General features: G+C 74.6%; 14 protein-coding genes. 7 read left to right on the plus strand and 7 right to left on the minus strand.

What is annotated here, in order from left to right:
• Positions 1–16 precede the first annotated feature (16 nt).
• Positions 17–1453: a septation protein SepH gene (gene sepH, locus HNR21_RS16920; protein ID WP_182705957.1), complete on the minus strand. Its 1437-nt coding sequence runs from the start codon at positions 1451–1453 to the stop codon at positions 17–19.
• Between the two features lie 379 nt (positions 1454–1832).
• Entirely contained in the window at positions 1833–3155 is a 1323-nt protein-coding gene (locus HNR21_RS16925) for a D-arabinono-1,4-lactone oxidase (RefSeq protein WP_182705958.1), read from the minus strand.
• 181 nt (positions 3156–3336) lie between these two features.
• Here HNR21_RS16925 and HNR21_RS16930 point away from each other — a divergent pair, with 181 nt between their 5' ends.
• From HNR21_RS16930 to HNR21_RS16940, 3 genes are all read left to right on the plus strand, one after another.
• Complete coding sequence (locus HNR21_RS16930) at positions 3337–4503, plus strand: lytic transglycosylase domain-containing protein (RefSeq protein ID WP_312881067.1); 1167 nt, start codon at positions 3337–3339, stop codon at positions 4501–4503.
• 149 nt (positions 4504–4652) lie between these two features.
• A complete protein-coding gene (locus HNR21_RS16935) occupies positions 4653–5654 on the plus strand; it encodes a ferrochelatase (RefSeq protein WP_182705959.1) in 1002 nt (333 codons plus the stop codon).
• An 18-nt stretch (positions 5655–5672) separates the two neighbouring features.
• The gene (locus HNR21_RS16940; protein ID WP_182705960.1) at positions 5673–6482 is read left to right on the plus strand and encodes an inositol monophosphatase family protein; all 810 of its coding nucleotides are present in this window, start codon (positions 5673–5675) and stop codon (positions 6480–6482) included.
• Positions 6483–6484: 2 nt separating this feature from the next.
• Here the strand turns inward: HNR21_RS16940 and HNR21_RS16945 are convergent, their stop codons facing one another.
• Positions 6485–6661, minus strand: a complete 177-nt coding sequence (locus tag HNR21_RS16945) for a hypothetical protein (RefSeq protein WP_182705961.1) — start codon at positions 6659–6661, stop codon at positions 6485–6487.
• A 224-nt stretch (positions 6662–6885) separates the two neighbouring features.
• On the opposite strand from HNR21_RS16945, the gene HNR21_RS16950 reads away from it, so the two are divergent.
• Positions 6886–7539, plus strand: coding sequence for a response regulator transcription factor (locus tag HNR21_RS16950; RefSeq protein ID WP_182705962.1), 654 nt, complete (start codon positions 6886–6888; stop codon positions 7537–7539).
• Positions 7536–8762 (plus strand): sensor histidine kinase, encoded by a 1227-nt coding sequence (locus HNR21_RS16955; RefSeq protein ID WP_312881068.1) that lies wholly within the window; start codon positions 7536–7538, stop codon positions 8760–8762. Before HNR21_RS16950 ends, HNR21_RS16955 begins: the two co-directional genes overlap by 4 nt.
• On the opposite strand, the gene HNR21_RS16960 is transcribed toward HNR21_RS16955, so the two are convergent.
• Complete coding sequence (locus HNR21_RS16960; protein WP_182705963.1) at positions 8759–11410, minus strand: ABC transporter substrate-binding protein; 2652 nt, start codon at positions 11408–11410, stop codon at positions 8759–8761. The genes HNR21_RS16955 and HNR21_RS16960 overlap by 4 nt on opposite strands.
• Positions 11411–11423: 13 nt before the next feature.
• Positions 11424–13076 (minus strand): serine/threonine-protein kinase, encoded by a 1653-nt coding sequence (locus HNR21_RS16965; RefSeq protein ID WP_182705964.1) that lies wholly within the window; start codon positions 13074–13076, stop codon positions 11424–11426.
• 529 nt (positions 13077–13605) lie between these two features.
• Here HNR21_RS16965 and HNR21_RS16970 point away from each other — a divergent pair.
• Positions 13606–13902, plus strand: coding sequence for a DUF4193 domain-containing protein (locus HNR21_RS16970; RefSeq protein WP_119731249.1), 297 nt, complete (start codon positions 13606–13608; stop codon positions 13900–13902).
• A 12-nt stretch (positions 13903–13914) separates the two neighbouring features.
• Positions 13915–14772 (plus strand): hypothetical protein, encoded by an 858-nt coding sequence (locus HNR21_RS16975; protein WP_312881069.1) that lies wholly within the window; start codon positions 13915–13917, stop codon positions 14770–14772.
• Between the two features lie 75 nt (positions 14773–14847).
• On the opposite strand, the gene HNR21_RS16980 is transcribed toward HNR21_RS16975, so the two are convergent.
• Entirely contained in the window at positions 14848–15432 is a 585-nt protein-coding gene (locus tag HNR21_RS16980; protein ID WP_182705965.1) for a maleylpyruvate isomerase family mycothiol-dependent enzyme, read from the minus strand.
• A gap of 106 nt (positions 15433–15538) precedes the next feature.
• Positions 15539–15820, minus strand: coding sequence for a DUF4235 domain-containing protein (locus tag HNR21_RS16985; protein ID WP_119731247.1), 282 nt, complete (start codon positions 15818–15820; stop codon positions 15539–15541).
• Positions 15821–15891: the final 71 nt, after the last annotated feature.

The following is a 15891-nucleotide window of genomic DNA, read 5'->3' on the forward strand; positions in this document are numbered from 1 at the left end:
CGTCCGGAGCGACGGGTCAGTCGGGTCGGCGGGCGCCGAACATGATCTCGTCCCAGGACGGCACCGAGGCGCGCTTGCCCTTGGACTTGCGGCGGCGCGCGGCGGGCTGCCGCGGCTGGGCGGGCGGCACCGGCGCGGACGCCGCGGCGGCGGCCGGCTCGCCCACCGGCGTCTCGGCGGCCGGCCGGGCGGCGGGCTTGGCCTGGCGGGGCCGCTGCTTGGGCGGCGCGGGCCTGGCCGGGGGCTGCGGTGGCGCCGGGGCCTCGGCGGCCGGCGCGGGCTCGGCCGGTTCGGCGGCCTTGACCGGCTCCACCGGCTCGGCCGGCTCGGCCGGCTCGGCCGGCTCGGCGGGCTTCACGGGCTCCGCGGGCTTCTCGACGGGCTCGGCCGCGTCGGCGGGCTCCGCCGGCTGAGCGGGCGTGTCCGGCTCGGCGGGCGGGGCGGCCTCGGCGGCGGGCTCGGCGGGCCGTTCCTGCGCCGCGGGCTCGGGCTCCGCGGACACGGCGGGCTCCGCGGGCGCGCCGGAGCCGGTCTCGGGCTCGTCGGCGGCGGCCGGCTGCGGCGGTCCCGCGGGGCGGTCGCCCTCGACGGGCGCGGCCACGACGGGGGCGGAGGGCGCCTCGGCGGCCGGTGCGGGCTCCCGTTCGGCCGGGGGCTGCGGCGGGGCCGGGGCGGGGGCCAGCGGGGCCGGAGCGGCCATCTGACGGGCGGGCGGCAGGCCCTCCGGCTGCGGGCGGGACTCGGCCAGGTGGTCCCGGCGCGGGCCGGGCGGCGGCACCGGGGCGGGAGCGACCTCCCGCGCGTCGGAGACGATCTTCATGGCCGGACGGCGCGGCAGCAGCGGGGTGACCGTGTCGCCGGACTCGTCACCGCCCTCCCACTCCAGGCCCGACAGCCGCGCCGCCACCTCGTCCAGCGGGGACAGGTGCCGGCGCCGGGGGTCGAACAGCCACTCGGCGGCGTGCGGACGGCCCTCGTCGAAGAACGACAGCCGCACCCGCCAGGTGCTGTCCTCGCACTTCCAGGAGTCCCACTCGACGTCCTCGAGGTCCACGCCCCCGCGGTTCAGCCGCTCCTCGACCAGCTCGCCCAGCGGCGGGCCGGGGGAGGACTCGCCCGGCCTGCGCACCGGGACCCGCTGCGCCTGCTGCGCCATGTACTCGCGTTCCTGCAGGACGGGACCCTCGAACCAGCGGACGCGTTCGACCGGGATGCCGGCGGATTCGGCGATCTCCTCCGCCGTCTCGCCGGCCCGGATGCGAGCCTGGATCTCCTTGGGGCGCAAGGGACTCTCCACTTCGATCTCGAACTGGCCGAGTCGGGAGAAGTGCCCACGGACCGCGGCGCGCAGCCGGTCGTCGACGGGCAGGGTGAACCGAGTGCCTCGGCCCGCGGTGGCCAGCACGAGGTACGTACCGTCCTCGCTGACCGCGACGAGGCGCAGTTCCTGCATGCGTGTCCTTCCTGCCAGTCCGGCGACGGCGTTGGAAGGACGCCGAACGACCCGGTACCGCCGTGGGCGCCGTCGGCGCTCACGGGGCGCCGGTATGGTACGACGCCCGACCAAGGGCGCATGCGTGCCCTTCCCCCGGGTTCTCGAGTGTCTCTTTCGGACACGCCTGCTGCCAGCACCGTACCCGGCATGTCCGAACATCGCCGCTCTCAGTCCTCCGCGGAGCACGACCGGAGGACCGCCGGCCGGAGAGCGGACGGCGCGGGACGTGGGGCCCGGTGCACCCGCGGCCCGCCACCGTCGCTCCAGCTTGCCGTTTCCCAGGGGTGCGCGGGGCCTTCCCTGCATGATCCTTGTGGATCCTTTGCCCCCGGCGCGCTCAGCGGCCGAGAACCTGCGCGATGTAGCGGTTGGCGAACCGGCGTTCGGGGTCCAACTCGTCGCGCAACGCCGTGAAGTCGGCGAACCTGGGATAGACCTTCTCCAGGTAGGCGGCGTCGCGGGTGTGCAGCTTGCCCCAGTGCGGCCGCCCGCCCACCGCGGTCATCAGCTCCTCCACGCCCCGGAAGTAGTCCTCGTGCGGGTTGCGGTGGTAGACGTGCACGGCGATGAACGCGGTCCGCCGCCCGTACGCCATGGACAGCCAGGCGTCCTCCGGCGGCAGCACCCGCACCTCGATCGGGAAGCTGATCCGCCAGTCCCGCCGCGCGAACAGGGTCCGCAGCTCGCGCAGGGTCGCGACCAGGTGCTCGCGGGGGATGGCGTACTCCTGCTCCTTGAAGCGCACCCGCCGCGGGCTGGTGAACACCTTGTAGGAGGTGTCGCTGTAGGTCCGCGCGCCCAGCGCCCTGGCCGACACCGCGTTCACCGGTCCGACCGCGGCCGGGACGCGCCGGGTGAGGCGCTGCAGCATCCCGAACACCGCGTTGGACAGGAACTCGTCGTCCAGCCAGTGCCGCACCGCCGGCAGCGGCGCGGCCCGGTCGGTGCGGTTGTTGCGCTTGGTCAGGCAGCCCTCGGTGTGCGGGAACCAGTAGAACTCGAAGTGCTCGTTGGCGTCGGCCAGCTCGTCCAGCCGCGCCAGCACCTCCTCCCAGTGCATCGGCTCCTCGCGGGCCTGCAGCCGGAACGCCGGAACGGTCTGCCAGGTGACGGCGGTGACCACGCCGAGGGCGCCCAGCCCCACCCGGGCCGCGTCGAACAGCTCCGGGCGCTCGGTGCGCGAGCAGGTGACCGTGCTCCCGTCGGCCAGCACCAGCTCCAGCGCGGCCACCTGGGAGGCCAGCCCGGCGACGTCCCGGCCGGTGCCGTGGGTGCCGGTCTGCAGCGCGCCCGCGACGGTCTGCTCCTGGATGTCGCCCATGTTGGCCAGCGCCAGGCCGTGCTCGTCCAGGAGCCGGTTGAGCCGGTGCAGGGGCAGGCCCGCCTCCACGGTGACCAGGCCGCTGGCGGTGTCGACCGACCGGACCGCGGTGAGCCGGTCGGGGCGCAGCAGCACGCCCTCGGCGACGGCGGCGCCGGTGAACGAGTGGCCGGTCCCGGTCATCCGCACGGTCAGTCCCCGGGCGGCGGCGTCGCGGACGGCCGCGGCCACCTCCTCGGTGCCGCGCGGGGCGAGCACCCGCCGGGGGACGGCGCGCTGGTTGCCGGCCCAGTTCCGCCAGGTGGGGGACGAGACGCGGGAGGAGCGTACGGAGGGCATGCGCCGCACTCTACCGACGGGGATAATGCGAAAACTATTCACGTTTGCCGGGTTTGATGGAATCGTGACCTGCGCGCCGGGCCGGCGACCGCGATGTCGTACCATCCGGTGACCACGCGGGCGTCACGGGTACGACCCTGCGCGAGCCCCCACCCTGTACGCGACGCACTCAGGACGAGCCGTGGCTGCTGACGACGAGGCCCGGGCGGCGACCGCCCGCCCGCACACCCCGCCGGGACGCGGCCGGCGGCTGGCCGTGGCCGGGCTGGCGCTGGCCAGCGCGGCGACCCTGATCGCCGGGGTGGTCGCCGCCGTGACCCTCGAGCAGCCGCCCACCCGGGCCGCCGCCGGCACCGGCGCGCCGGCCGGGGGGCCCACCGGCCTGCCGGGCGGCCCGGTGACCAGCGTGATCGACACCCGTCAGGTCGCCCCGCTGCGCCGGGTGATCCCGCCCGACGTGCTGGTCGTCGGCACCACCGGGATCACCCCGCAGCAGGTCCAGCGGGTGCGGCGGATCAAGGGCGTGCGCGACGTGGGCCTGGTCGACGGCGGCGCGGTGCAGCTGCGGAGCAGGCTGATCAACACGTTCGCGGTGGACCCGTCGGCGTTCCGGTCCTGGACCCCGCCGGCCACCGCCCGCGACAACGCGCTGTGGGAGGCGCTGGCCGCCGACCGGTTCGTGGTCTCCCCGAAGGCACGGCGCGAGCTGCGGCTCAACCCCGGGTTCCCGTACCCGATCGTCGCCCGGACCGTCCCGACCGTCACCCTGGGCGGCTCCGGCGACCTGGGGCTCCCCGGCATCGACATGCTGGTCAGCAAGCGCACCGGCGAGCAGATGGGCCTGGTCCGCGACATCGCCCTGCTGGTCAACGCGCCGCGGGTCGACCCGGCCCGGCTCACCCGTTCCGTCGAGGCGATCTTCGGGGGCACCGCCAAGGTCCTCAACCTCAACGCCCCCCAGTACCGGCAGGCCGCCAGCTACCTGGACCTGTACCGGCAGGCCGCCAGGCGCTGCCCGGGCCTGTCGTGGACGGTGCTGGCCGCCATCGGGCAGGTGGAGAGCGACCACGGGCGCAACGCCGGGCGCTCCAGCGCGGGCGCCCTCGGCCCCATGCAGTTCCTGCCCTCCACATGGCGGCACTACGGCGTGGACGGCGACCGGGACGGCAAGGCCGACATCATGAACCCCTACGACGCCATCCCCGCCGCCGCCCGGTACCTGTGCGACCACGGTGCGGGCAGGGGCGGCCGGTCCCTCTACAACGCCGTCTACGCCTACAACCACGCCCACTGGTACGTGCAGAAGGTCCTCGACCTCGCCCGGGCCTACGCCGCCCGCTACAGCTGACCTGTTTCGTCCGAGGACGACCCCCGGACCCCCAGGGCGGGGTCAGGAGCCCTCCGCTCCGCGGAACCGCCCGACCCGGTGACGATGTGGCCGATGCCTCAAGGGCGAACAGGCGGGAGCATTGCCGTCCGACTGGTTGGATGGGACACATGACGTCCTATGACGCGCTGCTGCTCGTATCGTTCGGGGGACCGGAGGGGCCGCAGGACGTTATGCCGTTCCTGGAGAACGTCACCCGCGGCAGGAACGTCCCCCGTGAACGGCTGGAGAAGGTCGCCGAGCACTACCACCTGTTCGGCGGGGTCAGCCCCATCAACCAGCACTGCCGGGACCTCAAGGCCGCCATCGAGGCCGACTTCGCCGCCCACGGCGTCGACCTGCCGGTGTACTGGGGCAACCGCAACTGGGACCCCTACCTGACCGACACGGTCCGCCAGATGGCCGACGACGGGATCCGGCGTGCCGCCGCGTTCGTCACCTCGGCCTACAGCGGCTTCTCCAGTTGCGGCCAGTACGCGGGCGACATCGCCCGCGCCCGTGCGGCCGTCCCCGGCGCCCCCGAGATCGACAAGCTGCGCGTCTACTTCAACCACCCCGGGTTCGTGGAGCCGTTCGTCGAGGCCACCCGCGCCGCGCTGGACCGGCTCCCGGAGGACCTGCGCGGGCGGGCCCACGTGGCGTTCAGCGCGCACAGCGTCCCGATGGCGCAGCCCGGCCGGGAACGCTACGCCGCCGAACTGGCCGACATCTCCGCCCACGTGGCCGCGCAGGCCGCGCCCGGCCACGACTGGAGGCTCGTCTACCAGAGCCGCAGCGGCCCGCCCGGCCAGCCGTGGCTGGAGCCCGACATCGGCGACCACCTCGAGGAACTGCACGCCGCCGGGACGCGGGCGGTGGTGGTCGTGCCCATCGGGTTCGTGTCCGACCACATGGAGGTCAAGTACGACCTCGACGTGGAGGCCGCCGAACTCGCCGCCAAGCTGGGACTGGCCTACGAGCGCGCCGCCACCCCCGGCACGCATCCCCGCTACGTGTCGATGGTCCGTGAACTGCTGGCCGAGCGCACCGCGGGCCCGGACGCCCCCCGGCCCGCGCTCGGCACGCTGGGCGCGCGCCCCGACGTCTGCCCCGCCGAGTGCGGGCACGCCTGACGACCTGCGAGGAACGCCATGAGCCTGCCGGACGAACTGCTGGAACTCGCCCTGGAGACGGCCCGCGAGGCCGGCCGGATGCTGGTCGACAAGCGGCCCGTGGAGGGGCCCGCGGTGGTGCAGACCAAGTCCAGCCCCACCGACGTCGTCACCCAGATGGACCGGGCCTCCGAGCAGCTGATCGCCGAACGGATCCGCGCCGCCCGCCCCGACGACGCGCTGCTCGGCGAGGAGGGCGGCTCCAGCGCCGGCGCCAGCGGCGTCCGCTGGGTGATCGACCCCATCGACGGCACCGTCAACTACCTGTACGACCTGCCCGACTGGGGCGTCAGCATCGCCGCCGAGATCGACGGGGTCACCGTCGCCGGGGTCGTGGAGATGCCCCGGCGCGGGGAGACCTGCTTCGCCGTCCGCGGTGGCGGCGCCCGGCTGCGCACCCCCTCCGGCGAGCGGGAACTGCGCTGCAACGCCGACGTCCCGCTGCACCGGGCGCTGCTGGCCACCGGGTTCGGCTACGAGTCACGCCGCCGCGCCCACCAGGCCGCGGTGCTGACCGGGGTGCTGCCGCACGTGCGGGACATCCGCCGCGGCGGGGCCTGCTCGGTGGACCTGTGCACGCTGGCGGCGGGCCGGATCGACGCCTACTACGAACGTGGCGTCCAGGCATGGGACATCGCCGCCGGCGCCCTCATCGTGGAGGAGGCCGGCGGGAGGGTCGGCGGTCTGCACGGCGCGGCGGCCGGTCCGGAGTTCACCCTGGCGGCGGGGCCGGGCACGTTCGAGGCGCTGCACGCCCTGCTCGCCCCGCTCGACCCCGCCCGGGACTGACCTCACTCGCCGCTGGGAACGGGCACCCCGAGGTCGTGGTTCGCGGCGATCCGCTTGAGCTCCTCGATCTCCGCCTGCCTGATGTCGGCCAGGTAGGCGTCACCTTCGGCCCGTGCGGCGCGCAGTGACGCGTAGGCGTCGGCAAGCCGCTGTTCGATCGTGCGCGACAGCTCACCCATGGGGATATTCCTCTCTAGACCCGCCGTTCCTTACCCAAACCTCTTCCTGTGGCAAACCTGTGATCTTCACTGTTGTCCGTGACCCGGTGTGAGGATGCTCACGCGGCCCGGCGGGGCATGCTGGACGGCGGGGCTTACGAAGGGCTTACGGGCCCTGTGGCATATCTGGAGACGCCGGTCCGGCGCACCGGCGGAACCGTCGAACCGGATCTGAGGGGGTCGGGATGCGCGTGTTGATCGTGGAGGACGAGCGGGTGCTCGCCGACGCGATCGCCACCGGCCTGCGCCGTGAGGCGCACGCGGTGGACATCGCCTACGACGGCGCCGGTGCGCTGGAGCGGACCAGCGTCAACGAGTACGACGTGGTCGTGCTGGACCGGGACCTGCCCCGGGTGCACGGCGACGACGTGTGCCGGCAACTGGTGGGGGAGCGGTACCCGGCGCGGATCCTCATGCTCACCGCGGCCGGGGAGCTGGACGACCGGGTCGAGGGCCTGTCCATCGGCGCCGACGACTACCTGGCCAAGCCGTTCGCGTTCGCCGAGCTGGTGGCCCGGGTGCGGGCGCTGGGCCGGCGCGCCGCCGCGCCGCTGCCCCCGGTGCTGGAACGGGCCGGGATCCGGCTCGACCCGGCGCGCCGCGAGGTGCGCCGCGACGGCCGGCCGATCGAGCTGACCCGCAAGGAGTTCGCCGTGCTGGAGGTCCTGATGCGGGCCGACGGCGCGGTGGTCAGCTCCGAGCGGCTGCTGGAGAAGGCATGGGACGAGCACATCGACCCGTTCACCAACGTGGTGCGGGTGACCATGATGACGCTGCGCAAGAAGCTCGGCGAGCCGCAGCCGATCGAGACGGTGCCGGGCGTGGGGTACCGCCTGTGAACGACGCCGACCCCGCCGGCCGGCCGGTCACCCAGCCGATGACCGTGCCGCCCGGCGGCCCGTCCGGACCACCCGGCCCGCCCGGCCCGTTCGGCGCGGACCTGCGGGGACTGCCCGGCCGGGTGAGCGTGCGGCTCCGGCTGACCCTGCTGTACGGGATGCTGTTCCTGCTGGCCGGGCTGCTGCTGCTGTTCATCACCTACGTGCTGATGGCGCAGGTGCTGGACTCGGTGTTCCCGCCGGGGGTGCGGGTCCTCACCACCACCGGCTGGACCATCGAGACCGAGGAGCTCAAGGCCCGCGCCATCAAGGGCCTGATCGGCCGTTCCCTGCTGGTGCTGGCGGGGGTGGGGGTGCTGGCCCTGGTGCTGGGCTACTTCGTCGCCGACCGGGCGCTGTCACCGCTGCACCGGGTGACCGCGACCGCCCGCCGGCTGTCGGAGAGCACCCTGCACGAGCGGATCGCGCTGGACGGCCCGGACGACGAGATCAAGGAACTGGCCGACACCTTCGACGCGATGCTGGAACGGCTCGGCCAGGCGTTCGACTCCCAGCGCCGGTTCGTCGCCAACGCCTCCCACGAGCTGCGCACCCCGCTGACGATCAACCGGACGCTGCTGGAGGTGGCGCTGGCCGACCCGGACGCCTCCCAGGACCTCAAGTCGGTCGGCCGCACCCTGCTGGCCAACAACGCCCGGCACGAACGGCTGATCGAGGGACTGCTGCTGCTGGCCCGCAGCGAACGGGAGCTGACCACCCGCACCCCCGTCGACCTGGCCGAGGTCGCCATGACCGTGCTGGAGACGCAGGGCAGGTCCGCCGAGGACGGCGGCGTGAAGATGCACACCGAGCTGGCGGGCGGCACCACGCTGGGCGACCCGGTGCTGCTGGAGCACCTGGTGTCGAACCTGGTGGACAACGCGGTCAAGCACAACGTCGGGGACGGCGGCCAGGTGTGGGTGCGCACCGGGGTGCTGGACGGCTTCGCCACCGTGCAGGTGGAGAACACCGGCCCGGTGGTGCCCGCCTACGAGGTGGACCGGCTGTTCGAGCCGTTCCGGCGGCTCCAGCAGGACCGGGTGGAGTCGGCCAAGGGCTCCGGGCTGGGCCTGTCCATCGTCCGTTCGGTGGTCCGCGCCCACCGCGGCTACGTGTACGCCACGCCCCGCCAGGGCGGCGGGCTGGTGGTGACGGTCCGGCTGCCGCTGGCGGCCCGGCCCTAACGCCGCCGCACCTCGGCCAGCGGCGGCACGCCGTCCGGATCCATCCGCAGGCCGGTGAAACCGTCGCCGGCCAGGGCGACGTTCGCCATGTCCACGATCGGGATCCGGGCCATGTCCTGGGCGGCGATCTGCTCGGCCTGGCGCAGGTACCCGGTGGCCGTCGCCTCGTCGGTGCTCTCCCGGGCCAGCCGCAGGGTCCGGTCGAAGCCCGCGTTGCGCCAGCCTCCGTAGTTGCCGCCCGACTCGTCGGTCTGGTCGCCGCCCAGCGTCGGCTGCAGGAAGGAGTACGCCGACGGGTAGTCCGCCAGCCACCCCATCGCGATCAGCCCCTCCAGGTCGTCGTCCCGGATCCGGTCGAAGAACTCGCCGGTGGGCGTCAGCACGATCCGCAGGTCCCAGCCGAGCGCCGAGCGGACCTGCGCCTGGACGGCCTCCGCCCACTGCAGGTAGACGCTGCCCTCCCGCACGTGCAGGTCGATCCGGGTGCCGGAGCCCAGGCCCGCCTCGGCGGCGAGCTGTTTGGCCCGCTCGATGTCGGGTCCCCGGCACAGCGGGCAGCCGCCGCCCTGGGTGAAACCGGGGATGCCGGTGGGGACCAGCCCGGTGGCCGGGGGATAGTGGCCGCCGAACACGGTCTGGGAGATCTGCCGCCGGTCCAGCGCCAGGGACAGCGCCTGCCGGGCCCGCGGATCGCGCATCGGACCGCGCGTGGTGATCGGGACGAGCATGTGCGAGCCCCCCGCCGGCCGCTTCACGACCTGCGGTGACCGGTCCGCGGCCGCCAGCCGGGTCAGCGCGTTGGAAGGCACCTCGGCCCAGTCGGCCTCACCCGCGGTCACCCGCTGGACGGCCGCCTGCGGATCGGCGACGAAGGAGACGGTCACCCGGTCCAGGGCGGCCCGGCCGAACATCCACTGGTCGTTGCGGACCAGTACCGCCTGGCTCCGCTCCTGGTAGGAGGTGAGCCGGAACGGCCCGTTGCCGATCGGCTGCTTGTTGTAGGCGTCGTTGTCGTGCTCCCCGGCGACCTGGGGCAGCGGGTAGAACATCGGGTCGGCCAGCCGCTTGGGGAATTCGCAGTCGGGCTCCTTCAGCGGCACCGTCACCGTCAGCCTCCCGTCGCTTACGACGTGGTCGGCGAACGTGGAGCGGCCCGCGGCGACGTCGCCGTAGCCCTCGATGTCCCGCATCAGCGTCCCGGCCAGCGACTCCGGCGACTGGGCCGCCCTGGTCCAGCCGCGCAGCAGCGCCTCGGCGTCCACCGCCTCCCCGTTGGTGAACGTGCCGCCGGACCTCAGCGTGATGATCCACCGCCGGCAGCTCCCGTCGTGGCCGATCCGGGAGGCCAGCAGGTTGCGGAGCCTGCCGTCGGGGGCGTACTCCACCAGCCCGCTGAACAGCTGCCGGACGATGAGGCGGTCCGTCGTCCCGTACGCCGTCGAGGGGTTGAGGCCGGTCGGCGGGGTCATCGCCACCCGCAGGTGCCCGCCGGTCTTGACCGGCTCGGTCGGTTCGCTCCCCGGGCGGTCGCGGAACTGGATCACGGCGAACGTCCCGACCAGCACCAGGGCCACGACCGCGGCGGCGGCCGACCCGGCCAGCACGCCGACGCCCGGGCGGCGCGGCGCGGCGCCCTTCTGCAGGCCCGGATCCGTGCCGGGACCGGGGGGAGGCGGGCCGGGCGGGGGAGCGGCCCATCCGGCGTTGTACGAGGGCGTCCAGGGACCCGGCGGGGCGGGCGGCAGGGTGGGCGGCGTGGTGTCCGCGGCCACCTGCGCGCCCTGCTCCAGCGCGGTGACGGGCCGCTGCGCGGCGTCGGCGGCGCCGGCCGGGAGCGCCCCGGCGAGCTGCAGCAACTGCAGCAGCACCGCGTGGGCGGCGGGCCGCTGCGCCGGGTCCTTGGCCAGGCACAGCGCCACGATGTCCCGCAGCGGCCCCGACAGCGCCCCCAGCTCCGGCGGCAGGGTCAGGATCCGGTGCATCACCGCCGGGATCGAGTCCTGCCCGAACGGGGGACGGCCGGTGGCCGCGTAGACCATCGTCGCGCCCCAGGCGAACACGTCGGCCTCCGGGCCCACCCGGTGCCCGGAGATCTGTTCCGGCGCCATGTAGGCGGGCGTGCCGACCGCGGTGCTGGACAGCGTCCCGGTGGCGTCCAGCGCCCGCGCGATGCCGAAGTCGATCAGCCGGGGCCCGTCGGCGGCCAGCAGCACGTTGCTGGGCTTGACGTCCCGGTGCACGATCCCGGCGTCGTGGATGGCGGCCAGCGCCGTGATCGTGCCGATCGCCACCCGCACCAGCGCGGGCCCCGACCGCGGCCCCTCGGCGGCCAGCACCGCCTGCAGCGAAGGACCGTCGATGTACTCGCTGACGATGTAGGGGACCTGCCCCGCCACGTCGGCGTCCAGGATCCGCGCCGTGCAGAACCCGGAGACCCGCTGGGCGACCTTCAGCTCGGCCGCGAAACGCGCCCGCGCCCTGGGGTCGTCGGCCAGCCGGGCGTGCAGCACCTTGACCGCGACCGGCTCGCCCGCGGCGTTCTCGGCGAGGTAGACCGTGCCCTGGCCGCCCTCGCCGAGCCGCCCGGCGAGCCGGTAGGCGCCCACCCGTTCCGGATCTCCCGGTGCCAGTGCTGCCGCCCGCGGCATGGCGCTCCTCGCGTCACTTGGTCAGGGTGCCGCTGGAGATCGCCTCGCCGGAGAGGGTCTCCCGCTCCTCGAACCGCAGCCGGTTCTGGCTGATGTAGTAGAACGTCACGTACCCCTCGAGGCACGGGCCGCTGGTGATGCTGATCCGGTAGACCGCCTTGGTGTCGGTGACGCCCGGCTGCAGGGTCAGCGTGCCGGTGCAGTCGTAGCTGTCGGCGTCGTAGGTGACCAGCCCGGTGGAGCTGAGCAGGGTGAACCGCACGTCCCAGAACTTGTCCGAGGTGGAGCTCGGCTGGTACCCGCGGCCCTCCCAGACCCCGATGAACTCCAGCGGCAGCCGCTCGTTGGAGGGGGCGGTCGGCACGCTGGCGTCCACGGTGGGCCGGGTGACGTCCGTGCCGTCGTCGTCGCCGTCGTCACCGCCGCTGACCGCGACCGCCACCACGAAGATCAGCAGGGCCAGCACCAGCACGACGGCGCAGCCCACGCCGAGGATCACGTTCCCGCCCCCGCCGCCGGAGGAGGGCCGGGCCGGCTGGTAGGGCGGCGGCTGCGGCGTCATCGGCGGCTGGTGCATCGGCTGGGGCGGCGGCGTCATCGGCCCCTGCTGGAACCCGCCCTGGTGCATCGGCATCGGCGGCGGGGTGATCGGCTGCGGCGGCGGCGTCGCCGGGCCCGGCTGCGGCCCCACGTGCATCGGCATCGGGGGCGGGGTGATGGGCTGCGGCGGCGGCGTGTGGTGCACCGGGGCCGGCGGGACCGGAGGCGGCGGCGCCATCCGGGAGGCGATCCGGGTGCCCTCGCCCAGCAGCTCCTCGCTGACCGGGGTGGGGGTCGCCGGGGCCGCGCCGACATGGCCGAGCAGCTGCAGCAGCAGCTGGGCGGCGGTCGGCCGGCCGGCCGGATCCTTGGACAGGCAGCGGGCCACCAGCCCGCGCAGCGGCTCCTGGAGGGCCGACAGGTCCGGCTCCTCGTTCAGGATCCGGTTGATGATCACCGGCAGCGTCTCGGCCTCGAACGGCGACTGCCCGGTGGCGGCGAACACCATGGTCGCGCCCCAGGCGAAGATGTCCACCGCGGGCTGCAGCGGCGCCCCGGTCAGCTGCTCGGGCGCCAGGTAGCCGGGGGTGCCGACCACCATGCCGGTCGCGGTGACCGCACTCTCCTGGCTGTTGACGGTGCGCGCGATGCCGAAGTCGACCACCCGCGGGCCGTCGGCGGCCAGCAGCACGTTGTTGGGCTTGAAGTCGCGGTGCACGATGCCGGCCTCGTGGATGGCCGCCAGCGCGGTGACCGTGCCGATCGCCAGCCGCTCCAGCTCGGTGGTGCCCAGCGGGCCGTTGTGGGCGACCACGTCGTGCAGCGACGGGCCGTCGATGAACTCGCTGACGATGAACGGCGTGTCGCCGGCCACGTCCGCCTGCAGCACCCGGGCGGTGCAGAACGGCGCGACCTTCTGCGCCGCGGCGACCTCGCGGGCGAACCGCGCCCGCGCCGAGGGGTCGGCCGCCATCTGCGCGTGCAGCAGCTTGACCGCGACGTACGTGCCGTCCTCGGCCCTGCCCAGGTACACGGCCCCCTGACCGCCCGCGCCGAGCCGCCCGACCACCTCATAGTTCCCCAGCCTGCGGGGATCCCCCGCCTCCAGGGGAGCGGCATCCGGCATGTGACCCTCCAGTGACCCCGTTGACCCGCGTCAGAGCGGGACGATATCGCGTTGAGTCTGACGTTTCACCGAACCGTCCGGTTCGCCCGCTCGGGCGTTCCGGTCGGCGACCGGCCGGTGACCCGGCCGGCGGCCCGCCGGGTCCGGCCGGGGGAGTGCCGGGCGGCCGGGCCGCCGGACCGATATGATCCGGCCGCCGCAGGACGTCCACGGCCGTGCGCCCGTCGTCCGCCGGCGCGCGGATCCCTTGGCGCGCGGGCGGTCCCGGGCGATCGGCGGCGGGCGGTCGGAGGGCTCCGCTCCACCCGACGGCCTCCCGCGCGGCCGCCCGCGGAAGTGTGATGTACGGCACATCCGGACGGGCCGCACCGGTGATCGCAGTCACCGCGTGTGACTCGTCGCGCCTTGCGTGCCGCAGGTCACCACCCGTGACAGAATTTCCCGCCCGGATCGGGCACAAGAACGGCCCCTCGAGCGTTACACCCGCGCGACGGGGCGCACAGCAGACCTAGGGGGATGGAGACACCAGATGGCAACCGACTACGACAGCCCGCGCAAGACCGACGACGACCTCAGCGAGGACAGCCTGCAGGAGCTGCAGGCCCGTCGGGCCGACAAGGCGGCGAGCATCATCGACGAGGACCTCGACGCCGGCGAGGTCGCCGAGCTGCCCGGCGCCGACCTGTCCAACGAGGAGCTCACCTTCCGGGTCGTGCCGCGGCAGGCCGACGAGTTCACCTGCTCGCGCTGCTTCCTGGTGCACCACCGTAGCCAGCTCGCCGAGGAGCGCAAGGGCCAGCCGGTCTGCCGCGAGTGCGCGGCCTGATCGGAGATCCCCGTGTCCGGCGAGGCGGAACGCATCGAGGAAGGGCCCGAGGACCGATCCCGGGACCGGCAGGGCGATCTCGGCGTCCCGGAGCCCCGGGACGGCTCCGGCCGTGACGGCGGGAACGCCGAGATCGCCAGGCTGGTCGGCCGGCTCACCGGCGACCGGGAGATGGACAACGCCACCCGGGGCCGGCTGCTGGGCCGGCTGGCCAGGCTGCTGGCCGACAGCGCCCGGCGGGCCGGCGCCGGAGGGCTGCGCGGCGGCCGCTGGCTGGCCGACCTGATGACGGAGATCGCCCCGCACATCCCGGTGCGCGACGCCGCGACGCTCAGCGCCCACCACCACGGGCTCACCGGCGAACGGCTGGCCGACAGCCTGGTGCGGGTGGCCGCCAACTCCACCACCGCGGTGGGGGCGGCCGGCGGCGCCCTGTCGGCGGTGAAGTTCGCCGCGCCCCCGCTGCTGCTCACCGCTCCGGCGCAGCTGGTGGCCGAGACCGTGGTGATCGCGGCGATCGAGGTCAAGCTGATCGCCGAGCTGCACGCGGTGTACGGGGTCCAGGTGCCCGGCACCCCCTCGGCCAGGGGAGCGGCGTTCCTGACCGCCTGGGCCAGGCAGCGGGGCATCAACCCGCTGCAGACCGGCTCGTTCACCGGGGCGCTCGGCTCGGCGGCCCGGGCCGCGCTGCGCAAACGGCTGCTGCGCACCATGGGCCGCAGCATGACCACCCTGGGGCCGTTCCTGACCGGCGCCGCCGCCGGGGCGACGCTGAACCGGGCGGCCACCAAGCGGCTCGCCGAGGAGGTCCGCAAGGACCTCCGCCGGCAGGTGGGCGCGCCGCAGTGGTACCGGGAGCTGCCCGGCTGAGCCCGTCCGCCCGGGACGACCCCGAACCCCCGGAAGGCGGGCCGGACGATCCCCGCCGCGGCCGTCCGCCCCCGTTCAGTCCTCGAAGACCAGCTCCCCGGCGACCGAGTCCCGCCCGGCCAGCCACAGCCCCAGCGCCTCGCGGGTACCGCGCACCCGCGGGCCCCGTCCCACCGGGCGGCCGCCGTCGGTGGGCACCAGCCGGTGTCGCAGGACGCGCCGGTTCAGCCACAGGCTCAGTTGCATCCCCTCCCGCAGGATCGCGTTCGCCACCGCGTCGGGGACCTCCCGCTCCCGCCCGAGCCCGCGCAGCACGTCCTGGTGGTGCACCCCCAGATCGCCCAGCATGACCGCCACGCCCAGCCGCGAGGTGAGGCTGGGGTTGGCCGCCCAGTGCGCGGCCCACTCCATCAGCCGGTCCCGCGGGATCCGCCGCGCCCGGTCCGCCTGCGCCTGGTTGGCGGCGTGGATCCGCGCCCCGTACGGCAGGTACGACCCCAGCAGGTAGTCGGTGCCGATGAGGTGCCCCAGCACGTCGCGGGGCGACCAGCCGGCGCACAGGGTCGGGCCGTCGTCGAACTCCTCGTCCGACAGTCCCTGCAGCGTCCCGATCAGCCGGAAACGCTCGGCGCGCAGCTCGTCCTCGAGGGGGAAACGCATCGTGGCCGATCCCTTTCGTCGGGATCGACCACGATACGGCAATCGGGGGTCTCTATCGGACACCACGTCCAGTGGAGTCCGGGGGCGTCCCCCGGACGAACACGGCTCAGTCGCCCAGGTGCCCCGGCAGGCGGCCGTTGGCCTTGGCGTACTGGCGCGCCGCCGCCCGGGTGGCCAGCAGCCGCGCCACCTCCATGCCGACGCCCATCACCACGGCCCAGCCCAGCGCCTCGCCCAGGGCGACGTCGGGCGACTCGGGGTTGGTCGGCGGCTCCTTGCCGGTGCCCTTCTTCCAGGCGTACGTGATCGCCCTGCGGGCCACGAACCCCGCCCCCAACGCGGCGGCGCCCGCCAGGACCCGCCAGCCGATGTCGCCCTTGTCCGCCATCGTGCCCTCCTTCGCCTGTGAAGCCGAACCCAGTGAGGTTATCCGAGCAGGCGCGATTAAACCGGTGGGGG

The organism is Thermomonospora cellulosilytica (assembly GCF_014138835.1).
In the GTDB taxonomy this organism is placed as follows: domain Bacteria; phylum Actinomycetota; class Actinomycetes; order Streptosporangiales; family Streptosporangiaceae; genus Thermomonospora; species Thermomonospora amylolytica.